This window comes from Acinetobacter sp. CIP 101966 (assembly GCF_000369725.1).
Lineage (GTDB): Bacteria > Pseudomonadota > Gammaproteobacteria > Pseudomonadales > Moraxellaceae > Acinetobacter > Acinetobacter lwoffii_Q.
On the sequence record NZ_KB850158.1, the window covers coordinates 414,676 to 427,647 of the forward strand.

At 44.3% G+C, this 12,972-nt stretch carries 9 protein-coding genes; 4 read left to right on the plus strand and 5 right to left on the minus strand.

Features of this window, described 5'->3' with window-relative positions:
• Window positions 1-274: 274 nt before the first annotated feature.
• On the plus strand, window positions 275-514 hold the full coding sequence (locus tag F891_RS02005) for a DUF2171 domain-containing protein (RefSeq protein ID WP_004729548.1): 240 nt from the start codon (window positions 275-277) through the stop codon (window positions 512-514).
• Window positions 515-745: 231 nt separating this feature from the next.
• Here the strand turns inward: F891_RS02005 and pta are convergent, their stop codons facing one another.
• From pta to F891_RS02020, 3 genes are all read right to left on the minus strand, one after another.
• On the minus strand, window positions 746-2,884 hold the full coding sequence (gene pta, locus F891_RS02010; protein WP_005261785.1) for a phosphate acetyltransferase: 2,139 nt from the start codon (window positions 2,882-2,884) through the stop codon (window positions 746-748).
• Between the two features lie 54 nt (window positions 2,885-2,938).
• On the minus strand, window positions 2,939-4,159 hold the full coding sequence (locus tag F891_RS02015) for an acetate/propionate family kinase (RefSeq protein WP_005261787.1): 1,221 nt from the start codon (window positions 4,157-4,159) through the stop codon (window positions 2,939-2,941).
• 450 nt (window positions 4,160-4,609) lie between these two features.
• Window positions 4,610-5,875: a glutamate-5-semialdehyde dehydrogenase gene (locus F891_RS02020; RefSeq protein WP_034439104.1), complete on the minus strand. Its 1,266-nt coding sequence runs from the start codon at window positions 5,873-5,875 to the stop codon at window positions 4,610-4,612.
• Between the two features lie 322 nt (window positions 5,876-6,197).
• Between F891_RS02020 and F891_RS02025 the strand changes: the two genes are divergently transcribed.
• Entirely contained in the window at window positions 6,198-7,535 is a 1,338-nt protein-coding gene (locus F891_RS02025; protein ID WP_005261790.1) for an alpha/beta fold hydrolase, read from the plus strand.
• Between the two features lie 27 nt (window positions 7,536-7,562).
• On the opposite strand, the gene F891_RS02030 is transcribed toward F891_RS02025, so the two are convergent.
• Window positions 7,563-8,426, minus strand: a complete 864-nt coding sequence (locus F891_RS02030) for a class I SAM-dependent methyltransferase (RefSeq protein ID WP_005261792.1) — start codon at window positions 8,424-8,426, stop codon at window positions 7,563-7,565.
• A 145-nt stretch (window positions 8,427-8,571) separates the two neighbouring features.
• On the opposite strand from F891_RS02030, the gene F891_RS17140 reads away from it, so the two are divergent.
• Window positions 8,572-9,385 (plus strand): IS5 family transposase gene (locus tag F891_RS17140; RefSeq protein ID WP_100222412.1). Its coding sequence is split into 2 segments (ribosomal slippage): window positions 8,572-8,958 and window positions 8,960-9,385, totalling 813 coding nucleotides; the frame shifts between segments, so codons are not numbered across the junction.
• 37 nt (window positions 9,386-9,422) lie between these two features.
• Here F891_RS17140 and nagZ read toward each other — a convergent pair.
• Entirely contained in the window at window positions 9,423-10,445 is a 1,023-nt protein-coding gene (nagZ, locus tag F891_RS02045; RefSeq protein ID WP_005261793.1) for a beta-N-acetylhexosaminidase, read from the minus strand.
• Window positions 10,446-10,645: 200 nt separating this feature from the next.
• On the opposite strand from nagZ, the gene F891_RS02050 reads away from it, so the two are divergent.
• On the plus strand, window positions 10,646-12,832 hold the full coding sequence (locus F891_RS02050; protein ID WP_005261794.1) for a carboxy terminal-processing peptidase: 2,187 nt from the start codon (window positions 10,646-10,648) through the stop codon (window positions 12,830-12,832).
• The last annotated feature ends 140 nt before the right edge of the window (window positions 12,833-12,972 follow it).

Sequence of the window (12,972 nt, forward strand, 5' to 3'; positions counted from 1 at the left end):
TCAAATCTTCAAATCTTCAAATCTTCAAATCTTCAAATCTTCAAATCTTCAAATCTTCAAATCTTCAAATCTTCAAATCTTCAAATCTTCAAATCCAGTTATAAAAATATTTGAAAACTCAAATTTAAAAAGCATCTCTCCTATAGCTTACTCAAGCCATGTTGACCAATTACATTTTTAACCCAGAAAAACTCAAAGCCTGAAAACCCTTACACATGCGGCATTTTTTATTGCTTAGACTGTTTCTCTCAACTTCTAGAAACAGGCAAGTAGAATGAACAATTTTAATGCAAGTGATATTAAAGAACATGCTTCAGTCATTGCTTCATGTGGTACTCAAGTCGGGAAGGTGGACCATTTAGAAGGTCAGGATTCAATTAAATTAACAAGAAGTGATGATGAAAATAATGAGCATCATCTGATTCCCTTGAGTTGGGTAAGTGAAATCAAAGACGATAGCGTCGTGCTCAATAAAACTGCGGAAGAGGTACGTAAAGAGTGGACTACCTTATAAGAAATTAAAGTTAGTGGACTGAAAAGCAGGGCTGCTTCAGCTTAATTTTTTATGTCACAGACTTTATGAGTAACCGTTGAAAATGCCAGTTCGAAAGACTGGCATTTTTATTGTTTATTGAAACGAGATAATGATCGCGTGCTGAATTTATTGAAGCTATGAGTGTTTTTTTATAAAAAAACCACCTGATTTTTCAATCAGATGGTTTGGAAAACTTAAATTCAAGAAGTATTAAGCTTCTTGCTGCTCAGCCTGAATCGCAGTTAAGGCAATGGTAAACACGATGTCATCGACCAAGGCACCACGCGACAGGTCATTCACAGGCTTATTCAAGCCTTGCAGCATTGGCCCGACACTAACTACATTGGCAGCGCGTTGAACCGCTTTATAAGTAGTGTTACCGGTGTTCAGATCCGGGAAAATAAATACATTGGCACGTCCAGCCACTTGTGAATCAGGTGCCTTTTGGCGACCTACACTTTCTACAGATGCTGCATCATATTGTAATGGACCATCAATCAGCAGGTCAGGGCGGCGTTCTTTGGCAATCCGTGTGGCTTCAGCGACTTTTTCCACATCTGCGCCGGTACCGGAAGTTCCCGTCGAATAGGAAATCATGGCAATGCGTGGGTCTATACCAAAGGCTTTGGCAGAATCGGCGGACTGGATTGCAATTTCGGCCAGCTGTTCTGCATCAGGGTCCGGATTAATCGCACAGTCACCATACACATAGACTTCATCTGGCAATAGCATAAAGAATACGGAAGATACCAGAGAATAATCCGGAGCAGTCTTGATCAGCTGGAAGGCAGGGCGCACCGTATTTGCGGTGGTATGTACTGCGCCCGACACCAAACCGTCAACCTGATCCAGCGCCAGCATCATGGTGCCAAGTACTACCGTATCTTGCAGTTGTTCACGGGCTTGCAGTTCGTTGAGCTTGCCTTTACGCAGTTCGACCATCTTGTCGATGTAATTTTCATGTACCAGATCTGGGTCAAGAATTTCCAGATCTTCAGGCAATTCAATGCCGCGAGCTTTGGCTACTTCTAGCACAGCTTCAGGCTTGGCCAGCAAAATACATTGTGCAATGCCACGAGACTGACAGATCGCTGCTGCTTGTACAGTGCGCGGTTCATCACCCTCTGGCAGTACAATACGTTTTTTCGCGGCAATCGATTTTTGTACCAGTTCATGACGGAAAGCGGAAGGTGACAGACGTGGTTTATAAGAACCATTTAATATTTGATTCAGCCATTCCGGATTGATATGGCTTGAAACAAAACGCGTCACCTGATCTGCACGTTCGGTATCATCTACCGGAATTTCATTGCTGAGATTTGCCAGTTTTTGTGCGGTTTCAAAAGTGCTAAGTGGCGTATGTAAAATCGGTAAACCTTGCTTGATAGCAGCTTGACAGAATTCCAGTACATGATCATTTGGTTGTTGATGTTCAGTCAGCACCAGACCGGCCAAAGGAATCCCGTTACTGCTAGCCAGACTACTTGCCAGTAACACATCAATTCGGTCAGATGCACTGATGATCAGTTCACCCGCTACAAACTTATGCAATTCATGTTCAATATTGGCTGAAATCAGGCTGCTGTGTTGTACACGGCGCTGCTTGGCTTCGCCTTCATTAATCCAGTAAGCAGAAATATGGGCAGCCAGATCAGACATGCGTGGCACACTTAAGGTTTTACTGAAAGGCACCAAGCCAATCACTGGCAATTTTTCAGAACCAATATGCGGATGCGTCTGCCGAATGGCGGTGATAAATTCGGCGGTTTCAGCTTTAAGGCGTAAATCTGGATTCAGCGTGACAGGAATCTGCGCAGATTCTTCAGGCAGGCCTTTGGTGCGCATTAACATGATACCTGCCAGACGGGTAGAGCTAGCGCCACCAAAATTACGCAGCTGATGTTCAACTTTGTCTGCGGTTTGGCTTGGCTGTTGAATATTGGCATTGCTGACCACAATAACTTTGGCATCCAGTGCTTGTGCCAGTGAAGCATTCAAATCATCGGCAAAACTGTCCTGAGTATTTGGCAGCAGACCTTCGACAATAATCAGGTCATGCTGTTTGGCGATTTGACGATGCAGACGTACCGCTTCTTCAAGCAATTCATCCTGTTCACCCAGATTGATCTGCTGCAAGACTTTGCTATAACGGATGGGTTCAACAGTTTCACTTTGAGAAATATGACGATACAAAGCCGTGGTTCGGTCTTCGATTTCATTCAATTCCTGGGCAAAAGGTTTCAGGAAACCAGCTTTTACCCCTTGGCATTCCAGTGCATAAATCAGGCCCAAACATGCAGAAGTTAAGCCTACGCCTTCCCCAGTGGGAACCAATAAAATTGTTTTCATAAGTTATGTCAGTCGCAGAATAATAAAAATCAGTTAAAAAGTGGCTAAGCCTGCTTATGCAGGCGTTACCTCAGCTTTAGACTTTTTTGCAGTATTGCGCTCCCCCTCAAGTTCAACCACACTTTGAACTTCTTGTGCGATACGGCCTTCTTCATCTGTTGGCACTACCCAGATTTGTGGGCCTGTACCTGAATCGATCCGACCTTCAGTACCGCGTTTCAATTCATTGTTGGCGTTTTTATCCAGATTGAAGCCGAAGTGGGGCAGGTAAGTCATGGTCTTTTCGCGGATATAGGCTGAATTTTCGCCAATACCGCCAGTGAAGAACAGACCATTAAGACGTGGCAGACCACAGCTCAACGCTGCCAGAGATTTAGCTAAACGGTAGCAGAATACTTCAATCGCCAGTGCGGCATCTTCATTGCCTTGCTCTGAAGCTTCAATCAGGGTACGCATGTCATTCGACAGGTCAGACAGACCCAAAAGACCACTTTGGCTATTCAGCATCTTGTCAATTTTATAAATGTCCCAACCCAGGTTTTTCGCCAAGAAACTATGCAGGCTTGGATCGACATCACCACTGCGTGTGCCCATAACAATGCCTTCAAGCGGAGTTAAGCCCATTGAAGTATCTACACTTTGCCCATTCCAAACGGCACAGGTCGAGCTACCATTACCTAAATGCGCAGTTAACCAGCCACCTTGTTTGAAACTACCTGCCAGTTCAGAACCACGTTCTGAAACATAGGCATGACTAGTCCCGTGGAAGCCATAGCGACGCACACCATGAGCAGTATATAAAAATTTCGGCAGGGCATAACGATAAGCATGCGCTGGCATGGTTTGATGGAAGGCAGTATCAAATACTGCAACTTGTGGTAATTCCGGGAATAAGCGTTTGGTTGCTTCAATACCAATTAAGTGTGCCGGATTGTGTAATGGCGCAAGCGGCGTTGCTTCACGAATTTTTTCAATAATCTCGTCATTGATCAGTTCAGCCTTGGTCAGGCTGCCACCATGTACGACACGGTGACCGATCGCGTCCGGACGGTAATTGGCCAGACGTTCAAGACCCACTTCAAGTGCTTTTTTGTGGTCAGCAAATGGAATATGGATATCGACCGGCTCATTGCCAACCGTCACACCTTTAATGCGAGCATTCTCTGTGCCTAAGTTCTCAGCTAAACCATGAATACGGAAATTCTGCTCCTCAAGAAGTAATGCAAACTTGATTGAAGAAGAGCCACAATTAATAACTAATACTGATTTAGACACGATTGATTACCCAATTTTTAATTAAAATTCTCGTCCATTTGCTTGACCCAATTGCGGACAATGAAGCAGCAATCCAGATCAATGAATATGTTTTAACATTTGTTTTTTTTCTGTCCTAGATAGACTTTAGCAGATTAGACTTAAGCATTATCGACCGATTTAACAATAATAACTAAAATTTATCAGTTCATAGTTTTCATTTATAAATAAAATGATGCTGAAAATATAATCAATAAGAATACTCAATTCTGCTTAAAGTTTATTTTAGAACAGATTGGTTTTTTAGTTTAGCGCCTGAAAAGGCAAATATTGTTTCTACATACAATTCTATAAAGAGATTTATCAATAAAATGACCCGAAGGTTCTGATCCATCTATTTCAGTGTGAATTTATCTGCCCATAAAAAAACGCCTCATAAATGAGGCGGTTTTAAATGAGCGATCTGAATACTTATTGGCGAATCTGACCATCACCAAAGACAATCCATTTCTGCGAAGTCAGGCCTTCAAGTCCGACTGGGCCACGAGCATGGATTTTATCGGTCGAAATCCCGATTTCTGCGCCTAAGCCATATTCAAAACCATCTGCAAAACGAGTAGATGCATTGATCATGACCGAACTTGAATCTACACCCGCCAGAAATTCGCGAGCCAGACTGTAGTTTTCCGTAATGATGGAATCAGTATGATGCGAGCCATATTTGTTGATGTGCTCAATGGCTTCTTCTATACCAGAAACAACTTTGATCGCCAGAATCGGACCCAGATACTCGGTATACCAGTCTTCTTCAGTGGCCGTAATAACTGCATCTCCAAGAATACGCTGGGTTTCCCGGCAACCACGCAGTTCAACTTTTTTCTCTTGGTATAGCTCTGCAATGCGTGGCAAGAATTCTTCAGCGACTTTTTCATCGACCAGCAGGGTTTCCATGGCATTGCATACGCCATAGCGATGGGTTTTGGCATTGAGCGCAATCGGCAAGGCTTTCAACAAGTCCGCTTGAGCTTCCACATAGACATGACAGTTGCCATCTAAATGTTTGATGACCGGTACGCGTGCTTCCTCGGTAATCCGTTCGATCAGGCTCTTGCCACCACGAGGCACAATCACATCCACATATTCGGTCATGGTAATCAACTGGCCCACTGCAGCGCGGTCAGTCGTATTTACCACCTGTACGGCAGCTTCAGGCAAGCCTGCGACTTTCAGGCCATGCTGAATCGCGACTGCAATTGCCTGATTCGATTCCAGAGCTTCTGAGCCGCCACGTAAAATAATCGCATTGCCTGATTTTAGCGCGAGTGATGCCGCTTCCAACGTGACGTTAGGACGTGACTCGTAGATCATGCCGACTACACCCAAAGGTACACACATCTTGCCCAGTTGAATGCCGGATGGGCGATAAGCCATATCACTAATTTCACCGATTGGATCTTTCAGACCAATGACATCTTTTAGGCCCTGTAACATACTTTTAAAGCGTGCGGGGTTGAGTTCTAAGCGATCAAGCAGGGCAGGGTCCAGATTGTTGTTATGCGCCTTGGTCATATCTTTCTGGTTAGCAGCCAAAATAGCAGTTTGGCTATTTTCCAAAGCCGTATAAATAGCGGATAACGCATTATTTTTAGTTTGGGTGGACGCGCGAGCCAAAATGCGAGACGCTTGGCGTGCCTGCTGTCCTACCGTTTGCATGTATTGTTCAATAGACTCTTGCATAGCGGTTTGATCACTTAGAAATTTCATTTCGATATTAACAGCCTGCTGCTGCACAATGAAGCCCATCTGTTAAAAATCATCCGTTTTCGCTGACTTCTAAACATTTTGAAATTGTTTTCTGTTTAAAAGCAGATAAGTGGTCACTGAAGCGGTTGCTTGTGAAAAGCAGCTCTGTATAGAATGAAACACGCGACATTGATGTCATTTATAATTATTAAAGAGCAGGATGCGTGTTCAGGCACACCGGAATGCGCCTGAAATATAAGATCTGTTAAGCATGACTTGCACAATAAAAATAAGGCAAGGACGGAGGAAAAGGAATATGAATTCCATTATCCACATGGACGCCCATGTATTGGAACAACATAGCCACGATGGTTTTTTTGATCTTTATGATAAGCACAGTTTTAAGCAGCCGCCACGTACCACCTGGATGGATGGCTGGAAAATCGAATATATGGCGATCGCCCGTCCGGATACCTTGCATTTAAGACCCATGGTGATTGTTGGGGGAGCTTTCCAGAATTTTAACTCCTACAAATATTGTGTAGAACAGCTTTTTGATGCAGGTCCCATCATTCTGATTGACCTGCCGTCCATGGGGGCCAACCAGCAGATTAGTAATGTCGACACAGGTCTGTCTGCCGGAACACTGGAGCTTGAAGACCTTGCTGCGATGCTAGGGCGCTGGCTGGAACATATGCAGCTGCCGCAAGTGGCAATTTTAGGCATGTCCTTAGGGTCAGTAGTAGCTTCCTGTCTGGCAGATCAGCGTCCTGAACTGGTCGATCGGATGATTCTGATGGGCGTGATGCAGAAAACCCGTAAAAGCTGGCGAATGCTGCTGGAAGAATCCCTACACCTGATGAAAGAACAGCGTATGGATGAATTTGGTCAGGCCGTCATTTTGTACTTGGTGAATCATGCACGTTTGACAGAAACCCGAATGTCACCGACTGCAAAACGTTTGTTCTTTAAACAGATGGCGGAATTTACGGCCACCGAACAGGATCGTTATGATATTAACTGCAACCGTTTATTGCGTCTGACCAATGTCCCGATCCCGCAGTGCAAAGTACTGGTGGCATGTGGGCAATATGACAGTTTTACCTTGCCACATGAAAATGCGAATTTTGCCCTACAATGCCCGGATATGCAGTATGTGCAAATTGCAGGTGCTGATCATGTGCCGCAGTTACAACGTCGTAAAGAAACCATGCATCTGTTTGCAACCTTCTTACGTGATGAACCGGTCGATCAGTTGCCGGGAATTATTCCGTTTAGCCCTGAGCAGATACAGCAGCTTGAACGTCGCGGTGAAGAGCGGATTCAGGTGCAAGATTCACAGCGTTTCCTCAGTCATCGTCATTCTGATCTCATTTTAAAAGCAGAGATCGTGGACATGAATTTCTTCGGAGTATTGCTGGAGTTAGATGCAGAACAGGCTGCGCATGCAACAACTTATCCACGTGATTTGGCCTTGCATCTGGAAGATGAAACAGGGGAATTTCAGATTGAATGCCTAATCTTTGAACAGGATGATACTCAGCTGCGTGCCTTATTCAAACATGGCAGTTTTGAAGTCGCAGAACGCTTATTACGCTTTGTACAAATGCAAAAAGTACTGTCACAAACTGAAGTATTTGATGCGGCAATTTAAAAACATCATCTTTAAAAAACAGCGTACTTAAACGCTGTTTTTTTTCACGGCATGAATCATCCAGACCAGATCACCCAAATGTTCATCCTGTTCATGAGTCGGGTTTTGCTGACGAGGCTCGGCAAAATAACGTTGTGGTTGTTGTACCTCAACCTGGTCAAATCCTGCATCTTGAAAAAAGTGCTGCAGTTCTTGGGGGGATTTAAAATGAAAGGTAAACGCACTGCGAGACATGAATTTAAGCAGGCGGCTACAGCTCCAGATAAAGTTCGCCAGTTTATTTTTCACCGGTTCAGGATAAATATCGCTGAGATAGTGAACTGCCGGGAAATACTGCGCATTTTCTGTAATACCCTGCATCAGAATGCGTAACATATGTTGATCAAAATAATTAATCAGCCCTTCACTAATGATGACCAAGGGCTGGTTTCGGTCAAACATCTGAAAAATACAGTCCAGCTCTTCACTAAAAATATCGGCAGTCAGGACTTCAGGGGCATGCTTATCAATCTGCTGTAAAGCCTGCGTCTTGATCTCGGCCATATCGGGCAGATCCAGTTCACGATAATTAATCTCGGGAAATTTCTGTCTGAAATTCCAGCTGCGTGGAGATAGTCCGCAGGCAATTTCAAGAACCTGAAGTTGTGGGTGTTGCTCAATTAGTTGACACAGATGCTCATCAATCATCTGATGGCGCTGCTTAAGTGTAGTCCGCATGCTACCGCCGACATGACGTTCTGCCCAGGATTCAAGTGGATGAAGCAGTTTGGCCAGAAACTTGCCTTTGGATGTAGCAAAGGCTGGATGTGAGATTCCCATTTGATACCAGATATAGCCGGTATAGTGCGCCGTAAAAGAAATATGGCGATGTTGCGAAAGTGAGTCTGTCATATTTGTTCTGACCTTATTGTTATTTTTAAGTTGATTAAATAATAGTGTGACCTTTTCATTACTATAATTAAAAAGGAACACCTTGTCGTGTCCCTTTTTTATATTAGATCTCTTGCGAAAGTAAAAAATTGTTTATACTAGCCCCATGAAATATGAAAATTTAACTCGATTTAATGATGGGGAATTTAAACGACTCGTTGGAGTTCCTCGTCCATTATTCTTAAAAATGGTATCGGTGTTACAACACGCTGAACTTGCCAAGAAAAAATCTGGAAGACCTCATTCGTTGTGTTTAGAGGATCAATTGTTGTTAACTTTAAATTACTTACGCTGTTATAGAACTCAAATTGAGTTATCCGCTGACTATAACCTAGCTGAAAGCAATGTGAATCGTACTATTCATAAAGTTGAAAATGCTCTGATTCAATCACGGATTTTCGCATTGCCTAAAAGGAATCAAAAGTTTAGTGAGGGGGATTATGTGATCGTTGATGTCACTGAGTCACAGATTGAGCATCCCAAAAAAACAAAGAAAATTCTATAGTGGTAAAAAGAAGAAACATACGCTAAAAACACAGGTCATTTTTAACCCAAGACTAAAGCAAATTGTAAGTATACAGGTCGAAAGTGGCAGAAAACATGATCTGACGATTGCGCGTAAGTATTTTAAGGAGATGATCATTTATCCTTGTATTATGGCAGATTTAGCCTATAAAGGATTTCATCAGATTAAGAGTAAGTTACTCATTCCAATCAAGAAACCTAAGAATTTATCATTACCCAAAATAGCAAAACAGATCAACCAAGAAATCAGTCGGCGTAGGATCACAATTGAACATATCAACGGCAAACTTAAATATTTTCGGATATTAACAGAACGCTATAGAAATAGACGGAAACGATTTGGTCTAAGAATGAATTTAATTGCTGGAATGGTGAACTGGACGCTCTTAAATTAACTTTCGCAAGAGATCTATTGATTGGATTTAAAAAGTTTTAGCTGGATTGCTGTTTAAATGCCAGTATTTCATTACGGATCTCGCGCCATTCTTCACCCAGATCCAGTTCATCACCAATCTGGATGTTCGGGATGTTGCCGCGCATGCGTTCCAGGCGTTGCTGGTTCGGGAGGGGCAGATCTTCAATTCCTTCCAGTGCAATACATTGTGCTGCACGATCATTGCAGACCAGACCCATATCACAACCAGCTTTGAGTGCGGCCTGAATTCGGACATCGGCACCGCCTGCGACACATGCGGCCTGCATGCTTAAATCATCCGAGAACAAGACGCCGTCAAAGCCCAGCTCCTGACGTAAAACTTTCTGAATCCAGAATTCTGAGAATCCGGCTGGATTGGGATCCACCTGGCTATAGATGACATGAGCCGGCATTAAAGCATCCAGCTGTGGTTGTAACTGGATAAAGGTCTGCATGTCTTTTTGCTGGATCTCTGCATAGGAGCGCGTATCAATTGCTGCAGCAACATGTGAATCTGCTTTGACTGAGCCATGACCTGGGAAATGTTTACCAGTTGAAGCCATGCCGGCACGTTTCATGCCGTGCAGAAATGCACCAGCCAGCGGAATAATATCCTGAATATTTTGCGCGAAACTGCGATCGCCGATCACATCACTGATGTCATTCAAGTCCAGTACCGGTGCAAAGCTGAAATCAATGCCGACAGCCAACACTTCAGTCGCCATCAGCCAGCCGCATTTTTCAGCCAGTTCTAGGGCGCGTTGTGGATCGCTCGTATAAAGTTCGCCAAATTTTCCCATGGCAGGCAGTAGGGTAAAGCCTTGTCTTAAACGCTGAACACGACCGCCTTCCTGATCGACCGCAATTAAAATATCAGGACGCACCTGACGCATATGATCGGTCAAAGCACGGACTTGGGCCGGAGATTCGATATTGCGACCAAATAAAATCACTCCACCGACTTGCGGCGCACTTAATAGTTCAATATCTTCTTGAGTGAGGGTTGTGCCTGCGATGTCGAGCATCAATGCGCCAATCATATGCGGAATCCGTTTTAGAGTTTTTCGGAGAAAACAATACCTGAATTCTGCAATGATTTGCTACACTTTGTCAGCACAGAATATGATAAAACTACACGACATAAACATATTAAGTTGTTTAAGATGCTGAATACGTTAAATTCTGGTCGAAAAGCAACACGGTCACATTGGTCTCTAGGCCAAGGAAGTACGAATTATTTATGAAATTTCAAACTATAGCTTGCGCAGTTGCGATTGCGACAGGTGGATTCTTTTTTACCCATGTAGTGAATGATGCGATTGCGGCCAATAGTAATGAAGTGGTCAGTAAAGCAATTCAGCCATCTCAAGAGCAGGCGCTGGTGTCACGTCAGCTGGCAACCCTGGTTGACCGTCAGCATTATTTAAATATGCGTCTGGATGCCCAGACTTCGCAGCGTATTTTTGATTTCTATATTGATAATCTTGATCCGGAACACAGTCTGTTTCTGGCCCCAGAAGTTGAAAACTATAAGAAACGCTATGGTGCCAATTTTGGTGCCAATCTGAAAGCCGGCAACTTGTCTGGTCCTTATGAAATGCATGCGCAATATCAACAGCGCTTGCACCAGTTCTACACCTATATGTTGAATGAGCTGAAAAAACCGCAGAATCTGAATCAGCCAAATGTTTATATCGAAACGGATCGTGAGAAAGCGCCATTCTTTAAAACTGAGGCTGAACAGCGTGCGCACTGGTCAAAAATGCTGGTGTCTCAGCTGATCAATCTGACCATCAGTAAAGAAGAGGAATTGGCCAAGCAGAAAGCGCTGAAAGCCAATCCGGAATTGGCCAATGGACAAGACCTGACTGGTCCTGAAGATCTAACGCCTGCGCAAACCTTGACCAAGCGTTATACCCGTCAACTGGAACGTCTCAGCCGCGTCAAAAGTGATGATGTGCTCGACAAGACACTGAACGCGATGATGCTGACTTATGATCCCCACAGTAATTACTTCCCGCCTGTGGATGCGATGGAGCTGAATCGTCAGACCACTTTACAGCTGGAAGGCGTCGGCGTATCGATTCGTCCGGAGCGTGGCAATGAAGATTATACCAAGATTGAAACCATCGTTGAAGGTGGTCCGGCCAGCAAATCCGGTCAAGTTAAATCAGGTGATCGTATCATTGGTGTAGCCCAAGACGGCGAGCAAATGGTCGATGTCATTGGCTGGCCAAGTAATGAAATTGTCGGTCTGATTCGTGGTAAACGTGGCACGAAAGTCACTCTACGCTTGCTCGGTGCGGGTGCTGCCATGGGGCAGGCACGTAATGTGACCATTACCCGTGACGTGATTCAGGAAGAAGATGCCGGTGTGCGTACACGTGTGGTCGACATTCAACGCGATGGCAAGAAATATCAATATGGTGTGATCGAAATTCCATCGTTCTACCTGAACTATCGCGCACGCCGTGCTGGTACCGATTATCGCTCGGTATCTGAAGATACCAACAAGGCCTTGAAAGAGCTGGCAGCGAAGAATGTTGCTGGGATTATTATCGATTTACGGAATAACCCAGGTGGTTCACTGGAAGAAGTGGCACGTATGTTGGGGCAGGTGATCAAGTCTGGCCCAGTGGTGCAGATCCGTGATGGCAATGGTAATGTCAGCGTCTTTGAAGATGATGATGGCGGTGCACAAACTTATGCAGGTCCACTGGCAGTGATGGTGAATCTGGCCTCTGCATCGGCCAGTGAAATTTACTCTGCTGCGATTCAGGATTATGAACGCGGGATTGTGATTGGCAGTACCACCACCGGTAAAGGTACAGCACAGGTGCAACTGGATAGTCTGGCGCATGGTCAGGCGACATTGACGCAGCGTAAATTCTACCGTGTGACCGGTGGCAGTACCCAGAATAAAGGGGTCGTTCCAGACATTAAACTGGTCGATATTTATAACGAAGAGTTTGGTGAGCGTAAGGCTAAAAATGCCTTGCAGTGGGATACCATTCCAACGGCACCATTTAAACGTGAAGGGGCTGTACAGAAATACGTCCCTGAATTGGCCAAACTTTCTCAGCAACGGGTCACACTGGATTCTCAGTTCAAGTATTTAGAACAGCGTAAAGCCGTGATGAAGAAAGCCGAAGAAGAGAAACGTCAGGTACTGGACTTGCAACAGCGTAAAGCTGAGTTGATTGCCATGGAGCAAAAAACGCTGGACGCAGAAAACACTCGTCGTGCTGCAACAGGTCTGAAACCTTATCCAAACTGGGAAAGTTATCAGGCTTCACTGGATGCCTTGATTGAAACGCGTGCCAAGATGAAGGCCAAAGAACGTCCGGCTCTGCCTGAAGAAGAAGCGTTTGTGATTGAAGCGGCAAATGTGTTACTGGACTATGCCAAATTACAAGCAAAACCCTAAGTTTTAGCCTCATTGGTCGTTGATAAAAGTAGCCTGTTTCGACAGGCTATTTTTTTATTTTGCAAATCTGCACGAAAGAACAAATAAAATTTTGCTATGAAGTGCCATCTGTCTAAATAAAAAGAAAAAAATTGTGATGG

Coding starts and splice junctions, on each gene's coding strand:
- F891_RS02005 (WP_004729548.1), top strand. CDS start 275: ATGAACAATTTTAATGCAAGTGATATTAAAGAACATGCTTCAGTCATT.
- F891_RS02030 (WP_005261792.1), bottom strand. CDS start 8,426: ATGACAGACTCACTTTCGCAACATCGCCATATTTCTTTTACGGCGCAC.
- nagZ (WP_005261793.1), bottom strand. CDS start 10,445: ATGATTGGCGCATTGATGCTCGACATCGCAGGCACAACCCTCACTCAA.
- F891_RS02025 (WP_005261790.1), top strand. CDS start 6,198: ATGAATTCCATTATCCACATGGACGCCCATGTATTGGAACAACATAGC.
- F891_RS02050 (WP_005261794.1), top strand. CDS start 10,646: ATGAAATTTCAAACTATAGCTTGCGCAGTTGCGATTGCGACAGGTGGA.
- pta (WP_005261785.1), bottom strand. CDS start 2,884: ATGAAAACAATTTTATTGGTTCCCACTGGGGAAGGCGTAGGCTTAACT.
- F891_RS02020 (WP_034439104.1), bottom strand. CDS start 5,875: ATGCAAGAGTCTATTGAACAATACATGCAAACGGTAGGACAGCAGGCA.